Below are 22667 nucleotides of genomic sequence, written 5' to 3'. Positions count from 1 at the left end.
TTTCTGCTTAGAGCGCTTCGATAATTCCTAGTACAAGTTTCAAAAACTTAGGTTTAACCTTCTCTGTCGTTTCCATAACTTCGGCATGCGATAACGGTTGATCAAGAATACCCGACGCCATATTGGAGATACAAGAGAAGCCCAGCACCTCAATGCCTGCATGACGAGCGACGATGACCTCAGGAACAGTTGACATCCCTACCGAGTCTCCACCCAACGTGCGGAACATACGAATTTCAGCTGGCGTTTCATAGTTAGGCCCAAGTAGACCCACGTATACACCTTCTTGCAGTTTAAAATCTTGCGTAGCCGCTACATCGTGCGCCAATTTACGCAGACGTTTACTATAAGCTTCAGACATATCTGGGAATCGAACGCCTAGAGCAGAATCATTCGGTCCAATTAACGGATTACGGAACGTCATATTCAAATGGTCGCTGATGACCATAAGATCGCCAACCTGGAAGGACTCGTTAATTCCGCCTGCAGCATTGGTTACAATTAAGGTTTCAACGCCAAGTTCTTTCATAACACGCACGGGGAAAGAAACAGTTTCAGCCCCATAGCCTTCATAAGCATGGAAACGCCCTTTCATCATCAGGACTTGCTTGCCTTGAATGGATCCAACTACCAACTCTCCAGCATGACCTTCAACGGTAGATACCGGAAAATGAGGGATACGGGAATAGTCAATTACGATAGGCTGTTCGATCAAATCCGCTAGTACCCCAAGCCCTGAACCGAGAATAAGACCTATTTGCGGTGTAACATTTGTTTCTTTCTTAATAAAAGCTGCTGCTTCTTGAATTTCTTGCATCATCAATGTTCCTGACATGGTTCCATGCCTCCTCTATTATAAAATGAATTATTTCAACAGGTGCAGAAAGCTCTCACCATTCTTGGTTGGTTCTACACCGAAGTTCTCAGCGATTGTTGCGCCCAAATCGGCAAAGGTTCCCCGTATTCCCAAGGAAACTGGCGATTGGAAGCTTGGGCTATACAGCAATACAGGTACGTACTCGCGCGTATGATCTGTCCCTGCATGTACAGGGTCATTCCCATGATCCGCCGTTAAAATAAGCAGATCCTTCGGTCCAAGTCCCGCTTTCAGCTGTGGCACATACGCATCAAATTCCTCCAGTGCTCGCCCATAGCCTTCCGGGTCACGTCGATGTCCATACAAGGAATCGAAATCAACTAGATTTGTAAAAGCAAGCCCTTTGAACGATGTTCCAAGCACATCTATCGTCTTCTGAATGCCGTCCAAATTACTTTTCGTCGAAGTTGCTTGCGTAACCCCTTCACCGTCAAAGATATCATTAATTTTGCCAATTGCAATGACATCCCATCCTGCATCCCTCAGCTGATTCATCACAGTTGGCTCAGGTGGTTTGACCGCATAGTCATGTCGATTCGGCGTTCGTTTGAAAGCACCTGGTGTACCCAGATAAGGTCTTGCAATCACACGTCCCACCGCGAATTCATCCTGCATGGTTAATCTTCTAGCAATTTCACAAGCACGGTAAAGCTCATCTAACGGGATGATGTCTTCATGTGCGGCCAATTGAAATACGCTATCGGCAGACGTATAGACAATCCATGCGCCTGTCTTCATCTGTTCTTCGCCTAGCTCATCTAATATCTCCGTACCTGAAGCCGGTTTATTTCCGATGACCTTACGCCCTGTCTCTTCCTCGAATTGAGAAATCAACGCTTCGGGGAAACCATCAGGGAACACTTTAAATGGGGTAGAAATACGAAGTCCCATTAGCTCCCAATGCCCCGTCATCGTATCTTTTCCAACAGAAACTTCTGCCATTTTGCCATGGTAACCTTCCGGTGACGTCACAGGCGGAATTCCTTGAATGTCCGCAATGTTTCCTAAGCCCATTTGCTGCAAATGGGGCAAAGCGAAGCCGCTCACCTTTTCTGCAATGTGACCCAGTGTATGTGCACCAAGGTCGCCAAACTGTTCAGCATCCGGTAATTCTCCGATGCCTACGCTATCCAATACGATTAAACTAATTCGTTCAAAGCGCACCGATGTCCCTCCAAATCAATCCCTAATGTTAATGATATCCACCCTTCATTATCCCACTTTCACCCCATGAATGCAAAACAGCAGCAATTCCTGAAGGAATTGCCGCTGTCTTCTCACAAATGAGCCCTAGGGTGTGCTCGATTATACACATCTTTCATTTTAACCTTCGTAACTTGCACATATAGCTGCGTTGAGGAAATATCGGAATGCCCTAGCATTTCTTGGACTGATCGCAAATCGGCACCGTTTTCAATAAGATGAGCAGCGAACGAGTGCCTCAGCGTATGTGGGGTAATCTCATTCGTAATTTCTGTCTCAGACGCGTATCGTTTCATGATTTTCCAGAAGCCCTGCCTCGTCATACGAGTACCCAGATGACTAATGAAAAGAGCATCTTCATCCATCGATCTTTTCAACAGTTTCATTCGATACTTCTGAATATATGACTCCATAATCCTTATCGCAATCCCACTAAGGGGAATCATTCTTTCCTTCTCCGCTTTGCCGATACAACGAATGAAGCCCATCTCTAAATTGACATCTGTCACATTTAAAGACACAAGCTCTGACACTCGGATGCCTGTTGCATAGAGCAATTCAAGCATGGCCTTATCGCGCGCGCCATTCACCTGTTCAGACTGAGGTGCCTCAAGAAGCTTCTCAACCTCAAGAATACTCAGTACTTTAGGCACTCTTTTCTCCAGTTTAGGAACTTCCACGAAAACAGACGGATCCGAATCTAGGAGTCGTTCTTTCACCATATATTGATAAAAGGAGCGTAATGAAACGCGAATTCGCGAAAGGGTTGCTGAGGCTCGTCCAAGCGCTTTTAACTGAGATAGATAACCTGCAAGATGCGTTTTCCCTGAGTCTCGCCAGCTGGTAATGCCTTGCAACTCGAGATAGGCAACAAATTGAAGGAGATCCCTTTCGTAGGATTCGAGTGTATTCCGTGAAAGTCCTCGTTCAGTCGTCAGATATCGGATGAAGGATTGTAGCTCACTCGTCATTATGTCAGTCTCTCCCTCGTTTACCTGCTATTACTTCCGACATATAGCATTCCACGATGGGGGCAGATTCTCCTCTATTTTTCGCTTTATTCGCCATACCAGTAAAACAATCGCAAACGCTCGCTCATTGAATTCGAATCAAAGGAGACATGCTCTCCTTGTCCAAAAACCTTGACGGATTTACCCGTCGGCGCTTTGTACTTGTTCACAGGTTGAATCCAACCGGATACAGCCATCATGACTTGATATAAAATAACAGTCAGAGCCACAAAAATTAAAATATATTGCAAGCGAACAATTAATTTTCGATACGAAAAAATCATAGCCCGTCCTCATTTCTATCCCGTTCTTAGGAACAGAATATGAGGCTCGGCCCACGATTATGACAGGTTACTCAATTTGGTATAAGGCATCCCAAGGGCTTCAGCGACAGCTGGGTGGGTGACATTGCCTTTGTACGTATTCACACCAAGTTGCAGCGTGTAGTTCTCTGCTAAGGCCTGTGTAAAGCCTTTATTGGCAAGCTCCAGTGCATACGGTAAAGTAACATTTGTTAAGGCAAGCGTTGAGGTTCGAGGTACGGCTCCTGGCATATTGGCAACTGCATAATGCAGCACACCAAATTTCTCATAGGTTGGATCACTATGCGTCGTTACGCGATCGATCGTTTCGATGGATCCACCTTGATCGACCGCGACGTCAACAATAACGGCTCCTGGCTTCATACTTTGGACCATCGCAGCCGTCACTAACCGAGGAGCTCTCGCCCCTGGTATGAGCACCGCGCCAATGAGCAAGTCTGCCTTCTGGACTGCGCTCGCAATATTATACGGGTTGGACATCAAGGTACGAAGATGTCCTCCGAAAATGTCATCCAACGCGCGCATCCGATCCGCACTCCGCTCGATGATCACGACATTTGCACCAAGACCAAGTGCCATTTTAGCCGCATTCGTGCCTACAATACCGCCGCCAAGAATGATAACATCCGCCGGTGGCACACCGGGAACCCCGCCTAGCAGAATGCCGCGCCCACCATAAAATTTCTCCAAATAATGCGCACCAATTTGCACAGACATTCGCCCAGCTACTTCACTCATTGGAGTCAATAATGGCAATGAACCATTCGGCAGCTGGATCGTCTCATATGCAATGCCTGTCACTTTTTTCTCTAACAAATGATTAGCCAAATCACCTGCTGCAGCTAAATGTAAATAAGTAAACAGAATCTGCCCTTCTTTGAAATAGCCATACTCTGCTGGCAAAGGCTCTTTCACCTTCATAATCATATCGCTCTGTGCCCATACATCCTCTGCACGCGGGATTATTGTGGCACCTTCTTGCTTATAATCCTCATCGGAAAAACCACTGCCAATGCCCGCTCCCGCTTCTACAAGCACGCGATGGCCAGACATTTGCAGCATCCCTGCACCACCTGGGGTTAAAGCGACCCGATTTTCATTGTTTTTAATTTCTTTAGGAACACCAACGACTAGGCATGGTTTCGACACATTCGCCACCTTCTTCCTTTGGTCCATTCGTCTATAATGTACCCAGACTCCCTTGCCAATTATGTGAAGGAAATTAATCATCTTCCTACTTGCTATCATATGTGAAAAACAGAAAAATGCCTGTATACACTTCGTGTGCATACAGGCATTTTCATCATATACACAGCGTCCTTACGGATACTGTTAGTGGGATTTGTCCAATGAGTCCGGTTTCCCTCGTTCGGTACAGCGATAACATATACCTTGAAAATCAAGTCGATGATCGAGTACTTGGAAATGAAATTCAGTCTCTAACCGTTCTTCGAAAGGTCCGAGCCAATCTTCCATGATTTCATCTACGGCTCCGCATTGCACGCAGATTAAGTGATGGTGATGATGACGTGAATTGTCGTCACGCAAATCGTAACGGGCAACACCGTCGCCAAAATTCATTTTCTCTAAGACATGCAGCTCGCTCAGAAGCTCTAAAGTTCGGTAAACAGTAGCTAGTCCGATCTCTGGCGCTTTATCTTTTACAAGCATAAACACATCTTCTGCACTGAGATGATCTTGTTCATTCTCCAATAAGACGCGAACTGTCGCTTCTCGTTGAGGCGTAAGCTTGTACCCTTGGGATTGCAATTGTTGTTTAATTTTCTCGATCCTTGCTTCCATATGCCTCCCCCTCAGAAAGGTGGGCATCCTAGCCCATTTTTAGCCACTCTTTTCATTATAGGGGGAGCGAACTTACAAAGTCAAACAGAATCATCATTCATTTCGTTACCCATAAACGCCCACCAGCATTGGGGTTACCCATTTCATCATGTATTGGGAGAAGTAACCTTCTAATAACGCCGCCGCGAGTAGAAAGCCGCCCATGGCTAAAGTGATCGTTGTATATCTCATGAAAGGTTGGTAAATGTTACCACCACGACTCATGATTCTGTGTTTGATCATATAAATCGAGAATGACATCGCGGCCACGCTGCAGAATAAGATCGCGGGAATCACGATTAAATTTTGCGGAACAACAGCCACAAGAGCAAATAGCATACCTTTCCATGACATCTGACCGACAAGGTAACCGACTGTAAAGCCAATCAGTACTCCTTTTAGAAAATCCAGCACCAAGATCAGCGGCAAGCCAATAATCGACAAACCAAATAGCCATATCAATAAGATCCACTTCATATGCATGCCAAAAGCTTGCGTGAACGATTGCTGACTATTCATTTCCACGCCATCGTTAATTTCATGAAAAAAACTGCCTAAATGACGAGTCATTTCCGTCCGTTGTTCCAAGGAAAGGGCATTAACCATGACAGCTCCGAAAACAACGCCAATAACAAAGAGCACAGAGACGAATATAAATAACGGCAAATTATCCTTCATATATTGTTTCATCGTTAAGTTCCTATTCACACTCGCCGCTCCCTTCTTTGTATACCACCTCTACAAAGACAAGCTTATGAACGAAACTTGCAAACTATGAATGATTTTTCACTTTGCCGTACTTTCCTCCGCCTCCAACCTCAAGTTGCAGCGTCCCTTCTCGTGCCTTCACAATGTAGGTTGCAATTTCTTCGCCAATGACCGAGACCAGTTCTTCGTAAGTTGCACGATGCAACACATTCATCTCCGTTCCAAACTGGCTAAGTAGCTGCTCTAGCTTCTTCGGCCCTAAACCAGGGATATACTCTAATGGGATCTGAAAATGGTAAGGAGGACGATGAGCCGGTTGATAGGACTGCTCACGATCCGCGATAGCCATGATTCGATCCATCACACCGCGAACAATTTTGGGACTGCCGCAATTCACGCAGCGCTCTACAGCGGTATCCCCATCATCTAGAACAGCCTCACAAACACTGCAATAGGTACGATGGTACTTGCCTAATCGTGAATTCAGGCCATAGTTGGCTGTGACACAACGTCCTTCATGGCGCTGAAGCGCTTTGACCATCTCCTCGAAGGTCGGAGCAGCAAGCCGCATTTGGTTGTATTCACGCCCTATTTTCGCTAAAGAATGTGCGTCTGAATTCGTCACGTAGGTGAAGTCATCCAGCTCCGATATGTATCCAGCCATCTCTGAATCGGCACTTAAACCGAGTTCAACCGCAGGGATTTTGTTCACATCGAGCAAATCGTTCATACTGCTAGCAGCACTGCCGTAAACGCTTTTGTGCGGTGTGAAAATATGCGCAGGGATGAGGATCCCTCCCCTACCCAGCACCTCTTCCTGAAGCGTACGTGCTGGCACATAGATACGCTGAGAGCTTAGCTCCACATTCTTCATATGTTTACTCATCCATGATGTAAACTCCTGCATAACCTGTAGCGTAGGCATATAAGCGAGTAAGTGGGCAGGCCCCATCCCAGGGTCTCTCACTTCAATTTCGCTGCCTAGAATGATGGATGTATCCCCATAACGAATTCCGCCGCCTTCTAGTTCCTCCATGTCTCCCTGATCCAAATACATCATAATCTCCTCTTGGACGGAGGGAGAATGGGTATCGATGATGGAGATCATCTCCATCCCTTTGCGGTTCGCAGCTTCATGCGCAATATTTAAGAATGTGAGGTTGTTGGCGGCGCTGATTTTGACCGCTTGGCCTTTCTCCGTTCGACCAATATGAATATGAAAATCAGCATAATAATCTTTCAGCATTTAAATTTTCCCTGTTAATTGGTATAGCTGCCAGGCATAAACGGCCATGATCGTCTTGGCATCACTGATGCGCCCTTCACGCATATACTGCTGCGCTTGCTCCAACGTAATTGTTTCTATATCTAGGAATTCGTCCTCATCCGGATTCGCGGTCCCCTTCACCAGATCCTCCGCGATATACATGTGGATAATCTCATCAGCGAATCCCGGTGATGTATAAAAGGAACTAACCAAACGGATGTTATCCGTCCGATAGCCAGTCTCTTCTTCAAGCTCGCGTAAAGCCGCTTTCAAAGGCTCCTCACCGCTGTCGAGCTTACCCGCAGGGATTTCTACCTGACTCTTCTCCAGCGGCTTACGGTACTGCTCAACGACGATCATCTTGTCACCTAAGAGCGGGATAACCGCAACAGCACCAGGATGCTTGACGATCTCGCGTGAAGCTGTTCCTCCATTCGGTAACGTAACCTGATCCACTTGCAGAGAGATGATTTTCCCCTTGAATATCATTTCACTGCTTATCGTCACTTCTTCAAATTTCTTATGGTCTGTCATCTAAGCACCTCTCCTCGTTAAGTTGGTCTAACTTGTCCACTTCTTGCATATCGTTCATTATATCAAATATTTTCCTGAAAAGAGGGACTCCGATATGAAGAGCTACGTGAGCGATAAGCAAATCCGACTTGTGGGCAAAGCCTGGGAGATCAAACATCAGCTTCTGCAAATGCTTCTGCAAGCCGGTCCTTCGGCCAATGTAGCTGATTATCTAGCTGGCTTGTATACATCTCAGACGTCTAAATCGCAGGAAACTCCACTTAGGTCTGATGTGATCCCTTTTCCAATAGCACATACATAGGCGTTCTGACAGTATCATCAGCACAAATGCACCCTATTAAAGCGAAAACCGATTAGCCGCGCCAGGAGGCGGACGAATCGGTTTTTTATTGTTCTACGGCTTAACCCTTCGCAGCTTCCTTAACAAGGGCCACCACGAGCTCAGCTGTTTTGACAAGATCACTAATCGCGATACGCTCTTTGACCGTATGTATCTCTAAATAACCAACGGCCAAATTCACTGTAGGGATGCCCATACCGTTGAAAATATTCGCGTCACTTCCACCACCGGAGTGGAAGGTATTCGCTGTTAGACCTATCGTGCTCATCGCACGAGATGTCAATTGAACGATCGGTGCCGAATCATCGTGCATGTACGATGCGTACACGATGTCCGCATGAAACTCACATGTAGTACCAGCTTCGGCTGCTGCAGATTCACAGGCATTTTTCATCGCCTCAATCTGCGCTTCTAGCTTGTGCTGAACAATACTGCGCGCTTCAGCTTCCATCTTCACTTTATCGCATACGACGTTTAGCGGTCCTACGCCAGAAAAGCTTCCAATATTTGCGGTTGTTTCATTATCGATTCTACCCAATGACATACGCGAAACGGCTTTGCTTGCCACTTGGATGGCAGAGATGCCATCTTCCGGATTCACACCAGCATGCGCTGATTTGCCATGGAAAATGATTTCAATTTCCGCACGTCCAGGTGCTGCTGTTGCAATAGCGCCAAGGTTACCGTTCGAATCTAACGCGAAACCATATTCCGCTTCCATGCTGCTGCGCTCCATCGCGCGTGCCCCTTTTAAGCCACTTTCTTCGCCAGCTGTAATGACGAATTGAATGCGACCATGCGGGATGTTTTGCTCTTTCAAAACTTGAATCCCTTCAAGCATCGCAGCGATTCCTGCTTTATCATCGCTACCTAGGATCGTTGTCCCATCGGATCGAATATACCCATCTGCGCCGATTTGCGGCTTGATGCCATTACCAGGAGCAACTGTGTCCATATGAGATGTGAAGAATATAGTTGGGATCGCGGGGTTACTGTCCGTCGCTTCAAGCGTACAAATCAAGTTCCCTGCCCCATGGCCGCTTTTGGCCATCGACTGATCTTCTACAACCTTTAAACCAAGCCCACTGAATTTTTGTTTGAGAACGACGCAGATGTCTTGCTCGAATCGAGTCTCACTATCCACCTTCACAAGGGATATGAACTCTTGAACCAAACGATCTTGTTGAATCATGTACTTTCCTCCGATACACACTTTGAGTTACAATAAAATAATACAAGCTGTTGAAAAAGGAGTGAATCCTGTGCTACAGAACAAGAAAATTTTCAAAGTTGTTATTTACATTATGCTCATCGTTATGTTGTTATCCAGCCTATTATTTACAGCCGGATTATTTTTCAGTTCGTAAGAGTCTTTAGTAAATTTTAGTATCCGCGTTGTAGCTTTCTAAATTTTCTTTCACTCTTTGTAGAAACCTTCCACAGATCACACCATCAAGAATCCGGTGATCGAGCGATAAGCAAAGGTTGACCATAGAGCGCACCGCTATCATATCTTGAATAACGACAGGCTTCTTCACGATCGATTCGAACGTCACAATCGCCGCTTGCGGGTAGTTAATGATTGGGTACGAGAGAATCGAACCGAAGGAGCCTGTATTATTAACAGTAAACGTACCACCAACCATATCATTCAGTGATAATTTCCCCGCACGTGTCTTCTTCGTTAACTCATCAATTTCCCTTGCTAAACCAGCGATATTTTTTTGATCGGCTTTTTTGATAACCGGTGTCATCACAGAATCTTCCGTACCTACAGACAAGGAAATGTTAATATCGCGTTTCACGATAATTTTATCTACAGCCCAAACGGAGTTAATGATCGGATAGTCTTTGATCGCGTTGACAACAGCCTTCAACATAAATGCCAGGTAAGTTAGGTTAATGCCCTCGCGGCGCATGAACTCGTCCTTCACTTTGTTACGCAGAACAACTAGATTCGTCACATCGACTTCAATCATGGTCCAAGCATGCGGAATTTCCGTGACGCTTTGGCGCATCTTCGTGGCAATCGAATTACGCATTGGCGTTACATCAATGAAATGCTCATTACGTGCGTCGAGGTTGTGACCTTCTGCTTCGATCAGCGGTGTTTGTGGGCTCGCTGACAAATGGATACCAGAGCTGCGAACAGGTTGGCTTGCAGGTTCTTCAGCAACGACTGGTGCTGCTACAGATGCAGCAGGTGCCGCCGCTTGAACGGCTGCAGGAGCTGCATTTGCGCCGCCAGAAGCGATGAAGGTCTCCACATCCTTGCGGGTGATTCGCCCACCAAGGCCGGTCCCTGCAACGCGTGACAAATCCACACGGTTATCTTGGGCAAGTTTGTGGACCGCTGGTGAGAAGCGGCCACGCATGCTTTGATCCGTGTCATCGGAGACAGCCGACGCGGTTGGTGCACCTGCTGGCGTCGCCGCAGTGTTACCTGAATAGCCAGTTGGCTCTTCAATGACACAAATCGCTTCGCCAACTGCAGCTGTTTCACCGTCGCCGACAATAATTTTGATTAGCTTACCCTCAATGGGGCTAGGCATTTCTGTATTTACTTTCTCTGTGAATAGCTCACAAAGAACTTCATATTGTTCAATATAATCGCCTGGCTTTTTCAGCCATTTGCCGATTGTAGCCGATACGAGACTTTCCGCCAAATGCGGAACAGTCACCTCGGTGAGGCGGCCGGTTTGGTTCATACAAGTACCTCCTAATTTCGGAAAAGATCAACGGATGACACAATAAACGGCTACATTGTCCAACTTGGACGTATGCGTTTATCCTGAAATATAGCCGAATTATCACGTAAAACTATAAGTTCTCATATTTGAACAGATATTTAGAACAAAGCAAGCTGACGCATAGCATCCTTCAGCTTATCTGCATTCAGTAGGAAAAACTTCTCCATCGGTGGATTGCTGCCTACAGCAGGTACGTCAGGTCCGCATAGTCTTGCGATCGGCGCATCCAGCTCAAACAGCATCTCTTCCGCGATGATCGCTGATACTTCCGCACCGACGCCGCCTGTCTTGTTATCCTCATGCGTAATGAGTACTTTGCCTGTTTTTCTGGCAGCTTCTAGAATGGCATCGCGATCCAGCGGCTGTAAGGTACGCAAATCAAGGACGTGCGCTGAAATACCTTCCTTCGCCAATTCCTCTGCGGCTTGAAGCACATAATTCACAACCATGCCATAGGCGATAACCGTAATATCCGTACCTTGACGTTTCACATCCGCTTTCCCAATTGGCACGATATAGTCTTCTTCCGGAACTTCGGCGGATAGGGCTAGGTAACACTTCTTATGTTCAAAATAAAGCACGGGATCCCCGTCACGTATTGCGGCCTTTAACAATCCCTTGGCATCATAAGGATTCGATGGTGCTACGATTTTCAGACCTGGCGTGCCAAAGAACACCGATTCTGGACATTGTGAATGGTACAACGCACCAGCGCCAGTTGCGCCGTACGGCGCACGAATGACAATCGGGCAGTTCCAGTCATTATTCGAACGATATCGAATTTTTGCTGCTTCGCTTAGGATTTGATTCGTTGCTGGAAAAATGAAGTCAGCAAATTGAATTTCAGCAATCGGCTTCATGCCATACATCGCCGCGCCGATGGCAACACCCACGATCGCTGATTCAGCCAAAGGCGTGTCCAACACGCGATCTTCGCCAAATATGTCGCGAAGCCCTTTGGTCGTGTTGAGAACGCCGCCTTTCCCTACGTCCTCACCAAGCACGAATACGTTCTCGTCCTGCTGCATTTCCTCCTGCATCGCAGAACGGATAGCTTCCAAATACGTAATAACTGCCATCGTTATTTGCCATCTCCTTCCGCATAAACATGAAGAAGCGTATCTTCCGGCTTCGGATAAGGGGCAAGATCAGCATACTTCGTTGCTTCATTGATTTCTTGCTTTTGGCTTTCTTGCAGCGCTATATCTTGTTCTTCGCTCCAGAGTTCACAAGCGATTAGGTATTCTTTGAATTTAAAAATACCATCTTTCTGACGGTTCTCTTCAACTTCTTCTTTCGTCCGATAGAGCATGTCATCATCGGAAGTGGAATGCGGCATGAGTCGATAGGACATCATCTCGATCAATGTCGGACCTTCACCTCGAACAGCTCTTTCTCTCGCTTCTTTGGTGACACGATACATTTCCAAGACATCACTGCCATCGACTTGAACACCTGGGAACCCGTATCCAATCGCACGGTCAGCAATCTTACCTGCCACTTGCTTGTGAAGGGGAACAGAAATCGCGTATTGATTATTTTCACAGACGAAAATAACAGGCAGCTTATGTACACCTGCAAAATTACAGCCTTCATGGAAATCCCCTTGATTACTGGAGCCTTCCCCAAAGGAGACAAACGTTACGAAATCTTGTTTCTTCATCTTCGCGGCTAGCGCAAAGCCTGTTGCATGCGGAACTTGCGTAGTAACCGGGGAAGATCCCGTTACGATATGATTTTTACGGTCACCGAAATGACCCGCCATTTGTCTGCCGCCACTATTAACATCTTCTGCTTTACAGAAAACCGCAAGCATGAGATCTCTAACCGTCATGCCAACGGAAAGAACGAAAGCATAATCACGATAATAGGGTAAAAAATAATCCTTCTGTGCTTGCATAGCGAAAGCCATACCAACTTGCCCCGCATATTGACCCATCCCAGAAACGTGGAACGGAATTTTACCTGCACGTTGAAGCATGAATGCTCGCTCATCATATTTGGCAGTAAGACTCATAACCGTATACATACGTATAGCTTCATCATCAGATAATCCTAAACTTCTGTGCTTATATAGCTGACCAATGGACATGGAGTTTGCCTCCTTAGTGAGATGTATTGACGACTAAAACTTAATACCTGGTCCTAGTACTTGACTCTATAAGCATATTATAAACGTAAACGTTTATGATTACAATTTTTATCCGCTAATTGCTATCCCATCAACGGCTAGCATAGCCTCACCCAATGCTTCAGAAAGTGTTGGATGTGGATGGATCGTTTGTCCAACTTCCCATGGTGACGCATTAAGCACTTGAGCCAGAGCAGCCTCCGTGATACTGTTCGTAACTTGAGGACCAATCATATGAACCCCTAGAATATCATTCGTATCCTTATCTGCAATGACCTTCACGAAGCCGTCAGAATCCCCATAAACTAAAGCTTTCCCTATTCCTTTGAAACTAAATTTACCAACTTTCACTTGGTGACCTTGATCAATCGCCTGCTGCTGGGTCCAACCAACACTGGCAATCTCAGGTCTCGTATAAGTACATCTGGATACAAGGTGCGTTTGAAGCTCATCTGGTTGATGACCAGCAATGTGTTCGGCTGCTACAATTCCTTCATGACCTGCCATATGCGCCAGCATCAACCCACCTATGACATCACCAACTGCATAGATATGCGACTCCGTCGTTTGCATGAAGCGATTAACGCGAATTACGCCTTTATCAATTTTGATATCTGTATTCTCCAATCCCATTGCTTCAATATTCGCCACGCGGCCAACCGAAACAAGAACCCGCTCCGCGGATAGCTCCTGCAGCTCACCCTGCTTGTCCACTTGTAAAGTAACCATGCCATCTGACACTTTAACAGATTCCGGCAGCAGCTTCGCTCCTGTTTCCAGCTTAATCCCGCGTTTTTTGAATAGACGCTCTAGTTCTTTCGAAACATCTTGGTCTTCTAGGCTGACTAAACGTTTATCCACTTCAACTATCGTGACCTCTACGCCAAAATCACTCAACATCGATGCCCATTCTACGCCAATTACGCCACCGCCGACGATAATAATGGATTTAGGCAATGTTTCCATCCGCAGGGCATCTTCACTTGTGATGATTGACGTGCCATCGATTTCTAAGCCTGGTAAGCTGCGCGGTCTTGAGCCCGTTGCTATAATTAAATTGCTCGAAAGGAGCGTTTCAATATCACCGTCCTCTTTCTCAACAGATACAGCACCACTGCGCGGCGAGAAAATCGAAGGCCCGATAATTCGTCCATTCCCATGGTGTATCGTAATTTTATTTTTTTTCATCAGAAACTGAAGACCTTGATGTAATTGATCAACAATGCGTTGTTTACGACTGAGAACCGCATCAAAATTCAACGTAACCGATTCTGCCGAAATACCGTAATCCTCACTATGTTTCATAGCTGAATAAACTTCTGCACTGCGCAGTAAGGCTTTACTTGGAATACAGCCTTGATGTAAGCAGGTACCGCCCATCTTATCTCTTTCGACGATAGCCACCGTCTTACCTAATTGTGCAGCTCTGATCGCTGCGGTATAGCCACCGATTCCTCCGCCTAATACCACGACATCATATCTATGTTCACTCATGAATATTTCCTCCCTATAAAACAATTACTTGTTATATGTATACGTTCGTCTCTATTATATTACCCTTTTTTGGGATCGAAGTCATAGTCTTATTTGTGAATTAGACACGCTAGAAGATTCAGAGTATGATGTAGAATAAACGGCTACACCGTCCTTTAAGGACGACTGCGTTTATCCAGAAATATAGCCGTATTATTATGTGAAACATATAAAATCTTATATTTTTAGAAAAAACATGTTTCATGTCAGGTAAGGAGTCGCTATGAAAGCACCATTTTATCGTTTTATCGCTATTCTACTACTCGTTATTCCAGGTATTACCGCTACCTATGGTTTTCTCGCGATGAAAGATGCCTTTTTCGCTCAATTCGATACGGATTCCAATAGCGGTATGTTGTGGGGGAAATTCTTCTTAGGCTTGATTCTTTTTCTGGTCGGCGTTGCTTTTATTGGCGGATGGACCTTCTTCAGAGATCGTAAGCGGAACTATCTAGCTCCTAGATTCAAACCTAAACGCAACAAATAGACCGGACCTTGTGTCCGGCCTTTTTGTTGATGCCATCATTGTGCGTTAACAAGCTTCCACACAACATGTGCCGCACGTTTCAAGATCCAGTGAAGCTGGAACAGGCTGAGTCCAATAAATACACATGAAAGTAGGATAGTTGAAGCCGCTTCTCTAAGGCATTGATGAGGCTGATGATACAAGGCTTGCAAGCTTTTGATATCCACAAGTCGTGCACCGACCTTCATCCGCACAAGAAGCGCGCTTCCCATATCCTCACGCCCTTTTGCAAGAAAATCACTGATATGCGATTGTACGCCGACAGTAATGAGCCATTCGCCGCCTTTTTCATAGGCTAACAATAGTGCTGCATCTTCACTGTTACCCAAGCAAGGCAAAATATGTGAATAGGTACTTAACGATGTCAGTTCTTCAGACCTAAGTTGATCCTTGGGATAGGTATGGATAATTATTTCTGCTCCGCACTCCCAGACTCGATTCGAAATTTGATTGGAATCCGCTACAACGATATCCGGTCTATAGTCACTCGCCAATAGGGCATCCGCTCCCTCGCCAACTCCTAATAAAATCGGCTTAAAAGCAGTAATAAACCCTTTCGCTGTTTGCAAATCCTTCTTATACCCTGTACCTGTCGAAACCACCAAGATGTGTCTGCCTTCTAATTGCGTACGGAGTTCTAAGTAAGGTAAAGGCTCTCTGACAGCCTGCTTTTCTCGCATGGCATATGCGAATGTGTGTTCAATGAATGGCTCCCATCGTTCCGCTACCTGTTCATTTGCAGCCTGTTGGGCAAATAGCCAGTCCTCACGTGTAAAGGCTCTGCAAGGTACAGACTGCCCAGACACTTGGATGTAATCTGAATAAATAATCAATTCTACATCGGGTATGAGGAGTTCGACATGAACGGCATCCAATTCATAAATTTGGATTTGTTGTTGTAAAAGCAAGAGAGGACCTTGCGTTGGGTAAATACTACTCATCGTTTTTCCACAGTGAATGATTGCCTTTACTCTTCGATCTATAAGCTCCTGTGCCATTTCTTCATCCATATCGCTTTGCATGAGCACAACAATACGACTTAGCGGGAGTTGTTTAAACGTCTCATATGCACCTGTTATTAGTGCGATTTTTCCTTTGCAGAGCGGGTTAGGCTTCGCGGCAAATAAAGATAAGGAAGACCAATTCATGGTTAGACACCTGACTTTCCTAACGTCTCCTGGCCTACCTAATTTACCCGATCCCACAAAATTCTATGTATATTTTAAGCTGTGAATGGCAAGCATTGGGTTATATTCTTAAAGAAAGGAGTGGAATCATCCATGGAGCTAAACATGAGCGCAGATGAAGTGTTAGGCCAAATTGTGCAGCTTCACAGCACAGGGGAATCACTAGCCAAAAAAAATGTGAAGAAGCTGCACCCTGATCTTATGAAAAACGCCCTGTATTACTATCCAAGTTGGGAACATGCTTTACAGAAGACTGGAGTGGGCACCATTGTTCACTAATCATACATAGGTTGTACACTGATGCTCCGTAGGGTCGATCCCCTTCGGAGCCGTTTTATTACTATCTTCAGTTAACTAGTCGATAACTTCCCATTCAACCTGCACCATCCGATCAACCCACGTTCGGATTTTCACTTCAATCGCTTGTTCAATTTCGTCGTCCGTCATTTCACCCAGCTTATGCTCTGCAATTTCGAGCACATCCGTCTTCTTCATTTCGCCATCTATTGCTAATTGGATTTGTATGCGCAATGCGTTCACCCTTTTTTAATTAATAAAATCTTTCCATTGCCTCTTCCTCATCACCTGATAGAATAGAAGTATAAACTTATATTGAAAAGAGGGAATCAACATGTCACGATCTCAAGCTCAAAAGATGCGTCAACGTTGTTTACGTGAAGGGAAACTAGATCCCGTCATGAATCGATTACATTGGCACGGCACGAATCCAGTAACCAAGACAACACCTACACGAATAGAACTACAGACCAAAAAACACAATAAACACAAATCAAGGAATTTGAACCATGTACATGGCGATGATTCCTTTTCTCATTCTTGCCCCTCTCGAATGGTGATCCCCTGCTGGTCTGCATAATGAATCATTTCTTCCTTTTCCGATGGACGGAAATTGTACTTGCAATCGAACCCATTGAAAAACAACTGCCAACTTGCAACAACCCCTCTGTCATCTACCTCTAACTCTGCTACATATAAAGAATCAGGCTCATCTTCGAACTGAAGACCGATGTGTAAATACGTCTTCCCCTCGGTTATTTCCTGTTCACAATAGTCCATGATCATGTCTAGATGACCTCCTATTGAATAAAATCTTTTTTATTTATATAATATACTAATGCAACCGAGCTAACAAAGAGAAAAGCATGCTAATTTATGAATTTGCGATGTAGTATGTGATGCTGAGCAAACTCTTAGGAGGAAATACATATGGCCTACGATCCGCAGGTAGTTGATGCAACAATAGTGAGTGATAATAAAAAGAATGGTCTTTTCGAAGTTGTTGTTTCCTTGAAAGACCGAAACAAATGTCGTCTCTTCTTCGAAAGAGATGCAGAAACAGGAATTGGCCGCGTAACGGATTTGAATCGTTTGATGAAAGAACCTTGCCCAATTTGCCGCAAAGATTATCTTTGCAATTGCCTTGATCGCTACAAATACTCCATTGCTGATCAAGCATTAACGTTCATCAAGTAATTGGAATAAAAATGACGAAACCCCTTAGCCAACTAGGCTGAGGGGTTTCATTGTTATACAGACGGCCACCGCGCATGGGGTAACCAACTATTTTTATTCATAGATAGCTCGATAAAGCCCTTCTAGTAAGCTTTGATAATTCCGCGGATCATACGTAATTTCTGTAAAGGAGACATGAATGACCTTATTGCTTGTTCTGACGATAAAGAAACTATCTCCTGTATGTGCTGGATCAATATACGTATAGCACTCCAGCTGACTGCTGCCTGTTTGCTCTCGTAGAAATGCAGTCGCTTCCTCACTCACATTCGCGAACTTTGGCATCCGCCTACCTCCTAACTTCATTCACCTATAGGCAACGTGCTTAAACCAAGTCTATAGAGCGCATCAGGTATTCCTACCTAGGATGTCTTTTTCTTCTTGAGTGCAACATATCCGCCCAATAACGCTACTGGTACAATGGCAATAAATCCGGTCAACTCATACCATAATGGAATGACATCCTGCGTTAGCATCGAATCAAATCCAATCCCCGCTCCAATGACCCCAATGATCGCTGCATTGAAAAGTTCGGCCCGCTTTGCAAACTTAGCAGTCAGATAACTGCCTAGAAACGTCCAAAACAAGCCAACTACCAGAAATAAAAGCAGAAGAGCTACGTTGGAATAAATCACACTTACATCCTGATCTCCCGTAGGACGATTTGCAAAATACAAACTGCCAATTAAACCAGATGATAATAAGGTTCCGATATTATCAACGGCGACTCCCAGCACAACGGCTAGAAAATGAAATTTACGCACACTTTTTTGTTCTGACATAGACTCTTCTTCTCTCCTGATCACTTCTGTCTCTTAACCTCATTCATAATACCATGTGAATACCCTTGTAGCCAGTTTAGTGCGAACTAACCCTGTGCCCACCAATTCGAGTTCGGGTAGTTCAGAACGTCAGATCCCTTCAAGATAACGGTTTGACCAATTGGCGGCGTCACCAACTTCACCCCTTTTGCTTGAGCAGCCTTCGCGGCGCGAGCAACGGGATCATTCCAATCATGGATGGCCAACGTGAACGCTCCCCAATGAATAGGCATCATTACCTTTCCTTTTACGTCAAGATGCGCTTGCACCGTTTCTTCTGGCATCAAATGAATATCTGCCCATCGCTCGTCATATTGGCCGCATTCCATCAACGTGAGATCGAAAGGTCCATATTTGTCACCAATTATCTTAAAATGAGGCGTATAACCACTGTCACCGCTGAAAAAGACGCTGGACTGCTTTCCTTTTATGACCCAAGAACACCATAAGGTAGCTCCGCGATCATTCACGCTGCGCCCCGAGAAATGGTTGGCAGGCGTACATGCCAGCTCCAATCCTTCAAACGCAAGCTCATCCCACCAATCATGTTCCTCAATCTGGGAGGTTGGAACTCCCCATCGGATTAAATGGGCGCCAACACCAAGAGGGACGATGAATCTATTCACTTTGTGCTTAATTTTCATAATCGAACCGTAGTCCAAATGATCATAATGATCGTGGGATAAAATAACGGCATCTATCCTCGGAAGCTGCTCAAGCTCAAAAGGCAGTCCGCCGCTGTATCTGTTTTTTCCTAACCATGGGAAGGGAGACGGCGTTCTTCCAAACATCGGATCAAGCAGCAGAGCTTTCCCATCGATCGTAAGCAAGCTTGCAGAGTGCCCAAACCATGTGACACTTGTGTCTGCATTCACTTGAAATTGGGGTGTTTCCATCGGTATTGGGGATGCCGGACGTCGCTTAGGACTTCCCTTGATCATATCTCGTAAGATCCCTAACGTCGTGGAGAAACTCATATTCATCATCGTTGGGACTGGATTTTCAAATTTTCCTAATGCATATTGTTGCGACTTCGTGTAATTTCTCGCATTCTCCTTCGAAGGCTTTTGCCCAAATACGGGGTACACCCTCATGAATATGAGAAATACAATAATCAAAACCACAATTATTTCTATCGTTACTACCATCTTCTGGCCTCCATGCCTCATGTATAAATTCAATTACTATCGGTCAACTCACTGTAAAATGAATAGACTACGTTGTAATAACGTAAGAACCTCTCCATTGGTTCCAAGTTTTCAAGAAGCTCCTTACAACTCATAAAATTATTTAAGCGGACAGGGACAATAGCACAATCAGTCGATTTGCCCAAACATTCCACGAAAATAGTCATAAGCTATCTCGAAACACAAACCAAATATCCATTGGAGGTTGATTCGAATGAGTTGTGGAATTGGCGTAGGTACTTCTTCAGCAGCTATCTTGGTACTTTTCATCTTATTGGTTATTATCACTAGCGCTTTTGTTTGGTAATTTAAAACAAATACGGAGGGACTACCTAGACCGTCTAGGTAGTTTTTCTGCTTTCTAGGCAGCTCATACAAGCTGTTTAAAATAGAGAAAGAACGCTCATCGCTGAGCGTTCTCGTTTTAATAATTTTATAAAGCTTCTAACCGTCTCAAGAAACCTTATGCTCGATGCGCAATTTGTCAGCAACCATCGCGATGAATTCGCTATTTGTCGGCTTTGACTTAGAGATGTTAATCGTGTATCCGAAGATGAAGGAGATGCTGTCGATATTGCCACGTGTCCAAGCGACTTCAATCGCATGGCGAATTGCGCGTTCAACACGGCTTGGTGTTGTTTTGTACTTTTCAGCGATGGCAGGGTAGAGCGTTTTGGTGATCGCACCTAGAATTTCGATATTGTTGTAGACCATCGTAATGGCCTCGCGCAAATATTGATATCCCTTAATATGTGCAGGAACACCGATTTCATGAATGATGCTAGTAATATTAGCATCCAAATTTTTACCCTTTGGCATGTGAACAACATTCGCACGCGGCGTTGATGTAGTAGTAGTAGTCGTTGACGCATTGCCAGCAAGCTGACGAATGCGATTCGTAAGGGTTTCCATATCAAATGGTTTCAATATGTAGTAGGAAGCACCCAATTGCACCGCTTTTTGCGTAATATTCTCTTGACCAAAGGCCGTAAGCATAATGATCTTCGGCTGTGAAGGAAGATTCATTTCACGCATTTTCTCTAGAACACCCAGCCCATCAAGGTGAGGCATAATAATATCTAAAATGAGAACATCGGGCAGCTCACGTTGCTGTTCCAGAAAACGAAGGACCTCGTTACCATTGTACGCAACGCCCATAATTTCCATATCCTCTTGCTCACCAATGAACTCTGATAATAAATGGGTAAATTCGCGATTATCGTCTGCAAGCAACACCTGAATTTTTTGCAACTGAATATCCTCCTTTAGCTACTGAAACAAGTTGGTATTTTCTCTCTTAAGTAAAGCTATTCGACAGCTCTATTTAAAATCCTTCTGTCGAATATTATTTTTCTTTCCATTTGTTTAACTTTCTTATATAATATAATATTTATCTTCTGTTTCCAACATTTTTCGACATTAAGTCACGAAAGTCGCTAAGCCCCTGTAGAAAGAGGTTAAAATGAAATAAAGAACCAAAGGCAGCTAACTCGCCTTTAGTTCTTTGTAAGTGTCTCCTGAAGTTGGACGAAGGATAATGCCGGAGTCTTGCAGCATCCATTCAATGAAGCAGCCATATCCGCTTGTTGGATCATTCACGAATACATGCGTAACAGCACCGATCAATTTACCATTTTGGATAATAGGACTGCCGCTCATCCCCTGAACAATCCCACCCGTTTTATCTAACAACCGCGGATCCGTAATTTTGATAACCATACCTTTCGTACCAGGCACGTCTTGTTTGGATACATGAACGACCTCAATATCGAATTTCTCTACCTTCTGTCCTTCGAGTACCGTATAGATTTGGGCCGGACCTTCCTTCACTTCTTCTGCGAAGGCAACAGGGATAGCCTCTTTTTCTAAACTATGGTCGGGAGCTCCATACATTTTACCGAAGATGCCAAAAGCTGTGTTTCGTTCAATATTGCCAATCACTTTACTGTCTTTGTACAAGGTAGCGTGTTTCTCTCCTGGATCTCCACCACGACTCTTGGAAATGGAAGTCACATTCGAATATACAATGTCGCCATCGCCTACAATAATGGGAGTCTGTGTGTCCATATCCGTTATGACATGTCCAAGAGCTCCGTAGACGCCCTGATCCGGTGCGTAGAAGGTTAATGTCCCCACACCTGCCGCGGAGTCGCGAATGTATAGTCCTAAGCGGTATGACTTATCTACGACGTCATACACGGGTTGCAACTTGATCATGATCTCTTGATTATTTCGTAAAATTTGCAAAACGAGTGGATTCTTGCTCTCGCCAGATTTGGCTACTAACTCTGCGACCTTGCTAACATCTTTAGAATCCTTGCCATTAATTTTGGTAATTAAGTCTCCAACTTGAATTTTAGCTTCTTCCCCAGGTGAAACTTTTTGCTCTGAGGCAACAGTCACCAAATGATGACCTACCACCAAAATACCGGCAGACTTAATTTTCACACCGATTGTCTGGCCCCCTGGGATTACTTTTAAATCAGGTACGACATTCACTTTGACAGTCTTGATTGGAATGGCTCCGAATAATTTGAGCTTCATTTCCGTTTGTCCGGAATGATCGGATTGCAGAGAAATAGGTTCATTCAAATTAACTTGAAATGAGTGCTCGGCGTTGCCATTTACCTTTACAATATCCGTATCCTTGACCGTAACCTGGGCACTGACCGGCATTGTCAACTGAAGCTGCTTCCCTTGTCCGCTAAATAAGCGAAGTTCTTGTGGAAAGGAGGCAAAGCTCTGAAAAGGCGGGGACACACTGACCAAGCAAACGAAGAAGACGAGCAAGAGTCCGAACAATCTTTTTCTTTTGTTGGATTGCACTATCAACACGCTCCTTCATAATTCCTTGAGCCCTGACGAAGAACTCGTCAATTGCGTACCTATAAGTTA

General features: G+C 44.9%; 29 protein-coding genes. 7 read left to right on the top strand and 22 right to left on the bottom strand.

The window, feature by feature from the left end; translation table 11 throughout:
* Positions 1 to 7: 7 nt before the first annotated feature.
* The 9 genes from AC58P7_RS03960 to AC58P7_RS03920 form a co-directional block, all read right to left on the bottom strand.
* Positions 8 to 835, bottom strand: a complete 828-nt coding sequence (locus AC58P7_RS03960) for a purine-nucleoside phosphorylase (protein WP_497340108.1) — start codon at positions 833 to 835, stop codon at positions 8 to 10.
* A 30-nt stretch (positions 836 to 865) separates the two neighbouring features.
* On the bottom strand, positions 866 to 2041 hold the full coding sequence (gene deoB, locus AC58P7_RS03955; RefSeq protein WP_497340107.1) for a phosphopentomutase: 1176 nt from the start codon (positions 2039 to 2041) through the stop codon (positions 866 to 868).
* 113 nt (positions 2042 to 2154) lie between these two features.
* Positions 2155 to 3051, bottom strand: coding sequence for a site-specific tyrosine recombinase XerD (gene xerD, locus AC58P7_RS03950; protein ID WP_497340106.1), 897 nt, complete (start codon positions 3049 to 3051; stop codon positions 2155 to 2157).
* Positions 3052 to 3137: 86 nt separating this feature from the next.
* Positions 3138 to 3374: a DUF4227 family protein gene (locus AC58P7_RS03945; RefSeq protein WP_497340105.1), complete on the bottom strand. Its 237-nt coding sequence runs from the start codon at positions 3372 to 3374 to the stop codon at positions 3138 to 3140.
* Between the two features lie 57 nt (positions 3375 to 3431).
* Positions 3432 to 4589, bottom strand: coding sequence for an alanine dehydrogenase (gene ald / locus AC58P7_RS03940; protein ID WP_497340104.1), 1158 nt, complete (start codon positions 4587 to 4589; stop codon positions 3432 to 3434).
* A gap of 156 nt (positions 4590 to 4745) precedes the next feature.
* Positions 4746 to 5216 (bottom strand): ferric iron uptake transcriptional regulator, encoded by a 471-nt coding sequence (fur, locus tag AC58P7_RS03935; protein ID WP_497340103.1) that lies wholly within the window; start codon positions 5214 to 5216, stop codon positions 4746 to 4748.
* A 105-nt stretch (positions 5217 to 5321) separates the two neighbouring features.
* Positions 5322 to 5945: a stage II sporulation protein M gene (spoIIM, locus tag AC58P7_RS03930; protein WP_497340102.1), complete on the bottom strand. Its 624-nt coding sequence runs from the start codon at positions 5943 to 5945 to the stop codon at positions 5322 to 5324.
* An 82-nt stretch (positions 5946 to 6027) separates the two neighbouring features.
* Positions 6028 to 7209 carry an endonuclease Q family protein gene (locus tag AC58P7_RS03925; RefSeq protein WP_497340101.1) on the bottom strand — a complete coding sequence of 394 codons (1182 nt, stop codon included), beginning with the start codon at positions 7207 to 7209 and terminating at the stop codon, positions 6028 to 6030.
* A complete protein-coding gene (locus AC58P7_RS03920) occupies positions 7210 to 7764 on the bottom strand; it encodes an NUDIX hydrolase (RefSeq protein ID WP_497340100.1) in 555 nt (184 codons plus the stop codon). It lies immediately after the preceding gene.
* A 94-nt stretch (positions 7765 to 7858) separates the two neighbouring features.
* On the opposite strand from AC58P7_RS03920, the gene mciZ reads away from it, so the two are divergent.
* Positions 7859 to 8065, top strand: a complete 207-nt coding sequence (gene mciZ, locus AC58P7_RS03915) for a Z-ring formation inhibitor MciZ (protein WP_497340099.1) — start codon at positions 7859 to 7861, stop codon at positions 8063 to 8065.
* A 100-nt stretch (positions 8066 to 8165) separates the two neighbouring features.
* Here mciZ and AC58P7_RS03910 read toward each other — a convergent pair whose 3' ends face one another.
* Positions 8166 to 9296, bottom strand: a complete 1131-nt coding sequence (locus AC58P7_RS03910; protein WP_497340098.1) for a M20/M25/M40 family metallo-hydrolase — start codon at positions 9294 to 9296, stop codon at positions 8166 to 8168.
* Between AC58P7_RS03910 and prli42 the strand changes: the two genes are divergently transcribed.
* Complete coding sequence (prli42, locus tag AC58P7_RS03905) at positions 9295 to 9471, top strand: stressosome-associated protein Prli42 (protein ID WP_497340097.1); 177 nt, start codon at positions 9295 to 9297, stop codon at positions 9469 to 9471. The genes AC58P7_RS03910 and prli42 overlap by 2 nt on opposite strands.
* A gap of 6 nt (positions 9472 to 9477) precedes the next feature.
* Here prli42 and AC58P7_RS03900 read toward each other — a convergent pair whose 3' ends face one another.
* From AC58P7_RS03900 to lpdA, 4 genes are all read right to left on the bottom strand, one after another.
* The gene (locus tag AC58P7_RS03900; protein WP_497340096.1) at positions 9478 to 10812 is read right to left on the bottom strand and encodes a dihydrolipoamide acetyltransferase family protein; all 1335 of its coding nucleotides are present in this window, start codon (positions 10810 to 10812) and stop codon (positions 9478 to 9480) included.
* A 140-nt stretch (positions 10813 to 10952) separates the two neighbouring features.
* Positions 10953 to 11933, bottom strand: a complete 981-nt coding sequence (locus tag AC58P7_RS03895; protein ID WP_497340095.1) for an alpha-ketoacid dehydrogenase subunit beta — start codon at positions 11931 to 11933, stop codon at positions 10953 to 10955.
* Between the two features lie 2 nt (positions 11934 to 11935).
* Positions 11936 to 12946: a thiamine pyrophosphate-dependent dehydrogenase E1 component subunit alpha gene (locus tag AC58P7_RS03890; RefSeq protein ID WP_497340094.1), complete on the bottom strand. Its 1011-nt coding sequence runs from the start codon at positions 12944 to 12946 to the stop codon at positions 11936 to 11938.
* A 108-nt stretch (positions 12947 to 13054) separates the two neighbouring features.
* The gene (lpdA, locus tag AC58P7_RS03885; protein ID WP_497340093.1) at positions 13055 to 14479 is read right to left on the bottom strand and encodes a dihydrolipoyl dehydrogenase; all 1425 of its coding nucleotides are present in this window, start codon (positions 14477 to 14479) and stop codon (positions 13055 to 13057) included.
* Between the two features lie 262 nt (positions 14480 to 14741).
* Between lpdA and AC58P7_RS03880 the strand changes: the two genes are divergently transcribed.
* Positions 14742 to 15005: a DUF2627 domain-containing protein gene (locus tag AC58P7_RS03880; protein ID WP_497340092.1), complete on the top strand. Its 264-nt coding sequence runs from the start codon at positions 14742 to 14744 to the stop codon at positions 15003 to 15005.
* A gap of 35 nt (positions 15006 to 15040) precedes the next feature.
* Here AC58P7_RS03880 and steA read toward each other — a convergent pair whose 3' ends face one another.
* A complete protein-coding gene (gene steA / locus AC58P7_RS03875; RefSeq protein WP_497340091.1) occupies positions 15041 to 16192 on the bottom strand; it encodes a putative cytokinetic ring protein SteA in 1152 nt (383 codons plus the stop codon).
* A gap of 132 nt (positions 16193 to 16324) precedes the next feature.
* Between steA and AC58P7_RS03870 the strand changes: the two genes are divergently transcribed.
* A complete protein-coding gene (locus tag AC58P7_RS03870) occupies positions 16325 to 16510 on the top strand; it encodes a hypothetical protein (RefSeq protein ID WP_145655418.1) in 186 nt (61 codons plus the stop codon).
* Positions 16511 to 16585: 75 nt separating this feature from the next.
* Here AC58P7_RS03870 and AC58P7_RS03865 read toward each other — a convergent pair whose 3' ends face one another.
* Positions 16586 to 16771 (bottom strand): hypothetical protein, encoded by a 186-nt coding sequence (locus AC58P7_RS03865; RefSeq protein ID WP_497340090.1) that lies wholly within the window; start codon positions 16769 to 16771, stop codon positions 16586 to 16588.
* A gap of 91 nt (positions 16772 to 16862) precedes the next feature.
* On the opposite strand from AC58P7_RS03865, the gene brfA reads away from it, so the two are divergent.
* On the top strand, positions 16863 to 17108 hold the full coding sequence (brfA, locus tag AC58P7_RS03860) for a ribosome rescue factor BrfA (protein ID WP_497340089.1): 246 nt from the start codon (positions 16863 to 16865) through the stop codon (positions 17106 to 17108).
* On the opposite strand, the gene AC58P7_RS03855 is transcribed toward brfA, so the two are convergent.
* A complete protein-coding gene (locus AC58P7_RS03855; RefSeq protein ID WP_497340088.1) occupies positions 17063 to 17314 on the bottom strand; it encodes a hypothetical protein in 252 nt (83 codons plus the stop codon). The genes brfA and AC58P7_RS03855 overlap by 46 nt on opposite strands.
* 144 nt (positions 17315 to 17458) lie before the next feature.
* Here AC58P7_RS03855 and AC58P7_RS03850 point away from each other — a divergent pair, with 144 nt between their 5' ends.
* Positions 17459 to 17725 (top strand): hypothetical protein, encoded by a 267-nt coding sequence (locus tag AC58P7_RS03850; protein ID WP_068661976.1) that lies wholly within the window; start codon positions 17459 to 17461, stop codon positions 17723 to 17725.
* Between the two features lie 93 nt (positions 17726 to 17818).
* Here the strand turns inward: AC58P7_RS03850 and AC58P7_RS03845 are convergent, their stop codons facing one another.
* The 3 genes from AC58P7_RS03845 to AC58P7_RS03835 all read right to left on the bottom strand — a co-directional run bounded on the left by AC58P7_RS03845 (position 17819) and on the right by AC58P7_RS03835 (position 19733).
* Positions 17819 to 18049 (bottom strand): hypothetical protein, encoded by a 231-nt coding sequence (locus tag AC58P7_RS03845; RefSeq protein ID WP_497340087.1) that lies wholly within the window; start codon positions 18047 to 18049, stop codon positions 17819 to 17821.
* 77 nt (positions 18050 to 18126) lie between these two features.
* Positions 18127 to 18546 carry a hypothetical protein gene (locus AC58P7_RS03840; RefSeq protein WP_497340086.1) on the bottom strand — a complete coding sequence of 140 codons (420 nt, stop codon included), beginning with the start codon at positions 18544 to 18546 and terminating at the stop codon, positions 18127 to 18129.
* 86 nt (positions 18547 to 18632) lie between these two features.
* A complete protein-coding gene (locus AC58P7_RS03835; RefSeq protein WP_497340085.1) occupies positions 18633 to 19733 on the bottom strand; it encodes an MBL fold metallo-hydrolase in 1101 nt (366 codons plus the stop codon).
* Between the two features lie 253 nt (positions 19734 to 19986).
* Here AC58P7_RS03835 and AC58P7_RS03830 point away from each other — a divergent pair, with 253 nt between their 5' ends.
* Positions 19987 to 20079: a YjcZ family sporulation protein gene (locus tag AC58P7_RS03830; RefSeq protein WP_497340084.1), complete on the top strand. Its 93-nt coding sequence runs from the start codon at positions 19987 to 19989 to the stop codon at positions 20077 to 20079.
* Between the two features lie 146 nt (positions 20080 to 20225).
* On the opposite strand, the gene spo0A is transcribed toward AC58P7_RS03830, so the two are convergent.
* The gene (gene spo0A, locus AC58P7_RS03825) at positions 20226 to 21023 is read right to left on the bottom strand and encodes a sporulation transcription factor Spo0A (RefSeq protein WP_497340083.1); all 798 of its coding nucleotides are present in this window, start codon (positions 21021 to 21023) and stop codon (positions 20226 to 20228) included.
* 234 nt (positions 21024 to 21257) lie between these two features.
* On the bottom strand, positions 21258 to 22598 hold the full coding sequence (gene spoIVB / locus AC58P7_RS03820; RefSeq protein WP_497340082.1) for a SpoIVB peptidase: 1341 nt from the start codon (positions 22596 to 22598) through the stop codon (positions 21258 to 21260).
* Positions 22599 to 22667: the final 69 nt, after the last annotated feature.

It is taken from the genome of Paenibacillus sp. J22FR5 (assembly GCF_059691975.1).
This window is presented reverse-complemented; position numbering and strand designations above follow the sequence as displayed.

What these genes read in the sequence shown, in the direction of transcription:
- AC58P7_RS03855 (WP_497340088.1), bottom strand. Translation starts at nt 17,314, where the DNA reads ATGATCATGGACTATTGTGAACAGGAAATAACCGAGGGGAAGACGTAT.
- xerD (WP_497340106.1), bottom strand. Translation starts at nt 3,051, where the DNA reads ATGACGAGTGAGCTACAATCCTTCATCCGATATCTGACGACTGAACGA.
- AC58P7_RS03900 (WP_497340096.1), bottom strand. Translation starts at nt 10,812, where the DNA reads ATGAACCAAACCGGCCGCCTCACCGAGGTGACTGTTCCGCATTTGGCG.
- AC58P7_RS03890 (WP_497340094.1), bottom strand. Translation starts at nt 12,946, where the DNA reads ATGTCCATTGGTCAGCTATATAAGCACAGAAGTTTAGGATTATCTGAT.
- AC58P7_RS03895 (WP_497340095.1), bottom strand. Translation starts at nt 11,933, where the DNA reads ATGGCAGTTATTACGTATTTGGAAGCTATCCGTTCTGCGATGCAGGAG.
- AC58P7_RS03835 (WP_497340085.1), bottom strand. Translation starts at nt 19,733, where the DNA reads ATGGTAGTAACGATAGAAATAATTGTGGTTTTGATTATTGTATTTCTC.
- prli42 (WP_497340097.1), top strand. Translation starts at nt 9,295, where the DNA reads ATGTACTTTCCTCCGATACACACTTTGAGTTACAATAAAATAATACAA.
- AC58P7_RS03880 (WP_497340092.1), top strand. Translation starts at nt 14,742, where the DNA reads ATGAAAGCACCATTTTATCGTTTTATCGCTATTCTACTACTCGTTATT.
- spoIIM (WP_497340102.1), bottom strand. Translation starts at nt 5,945, where the DNA reads ATGAAACAATATATGAAGGATAATTTGCCGTTATTTATATTCGTCTCT.
- AC58P7_RS03845 (WP_497340087.1), bottom strand. Translation starts at nt 18,049, where the DNA reads ATGCCAAAGTTCGCGAATGTGAGTGAGGAAGCGACTGCATTTCTACGA.
- mciZ (WP_497340099.1), top strand. Translation starts at nt 7,859, where the DNA reads ATGAAGAGCTACGTGAGCGATAAGCAAATCCGACTTGTGGGCAAAGCC.
- AC58P7_RS03925 (WP_497340101.1), bottom strand. Translation starts at nt 7,209, where the DNA reads ATGCTGAAAGATTATTATGCTGATTTTCATATTCATATTGGTCGAACG.
- ald (WP_497340104.1), bottom strand. Translation starts at nt 4,589, where the DNA reads ATGGACCAAAGGAAGAAGGTGGCGAATGTGTCGAAACCATGCCTAGTC.
- fur (WP_497340103.1), bottom strand. Translation starts at nt 5,216, where the DNA reads ATGGAAGCAAGGATCGAGAAAATTAAACAACAATTGCAATCCCAAGGG.
- AC58P7_RS03870 (WP_145655418.1), top strand. Translation starts at nt 16,325, where the DNA reads ATGGAGCTAAACATGAGCGCAGATGAAGTGTTAGGCCAAATTGTGCAG.
- AC58P7_RS03840 (WP_497340086.1), bottom strand. Translation starts at nt 18,546, where the DNA reads ATGTCAGAACAAAAAAGTGTGCGTAAATTTCATTTTCTAGCCGTTGTG.
- AC58P7_RS03910 (WP_497340098.1), bottom strand. Translation starts at nt 9,296, where the DNA reads ATGATTCAACAAGATCGTTTGGTTCAAGAGTTCATATCCCTTGTGAAG.
- lpdA (WP_497340093.1), bottom strand. Translation starts at nt 14,479, where the DNA reads ATGAGTGAACATAGATATGATGTCGTGGTATTAGGCGGAGGAATCGGT.
- brfA (WP_497340089.1), top strand. Translation starts at nt 16,863, where the DNA reads ATGTCACGATCTCAAGCTCAAAAGATGCGTCAACGTTGTTTACGTGAA.
- steA (WP_497340091.1), bottom strand. Translation starts at nt 16,192, where the DNA reads ATGAATTGGTCTTCCTTATCTTTATTTGCCGCGAAGCCTAACCCGCTC.
- AC58P7_RS03945 (WP_497340105.1), bottom strand. Translation starts at nt 3,374, where the DNA reads ATGATTTTTTCGTATCGAAAATTAATTGTTCGCTTGCAATATATTTTA.
- AC58P7_RS03920 (WP_497340100.1), bottom strand. Translation starts at nt 7,764, where the DNA reads ATGACAGACCATAAGAAATTTGAAGAAGTGACGATAAGCAGTGAAATG.
- AC58P7_RS03850 (WP_068661976.1), top strand. Translation starts at nt 17,459, where the DNA reads ATGGCCTACGATCCGCAGGTAGTTGATGCAACAATAGTGAGTGATAAT.
- AC58P7_RS03960 (WP_497340108.1), bottom strand. Translation starts at nt 835, where the DNA reads ATGTCAGGAACATTGATGATGCAAGAAATTCAAGAAGCAGCAGCTTTT.
- AC58P7_RS03830 (WP_497340084.1), top strand. Translation starts at nt 19,987, where the DNA reads ATGAGTTGTGGAATTGGCGTAGGTACTTCTTCAGCAGCTATCTTGGTA.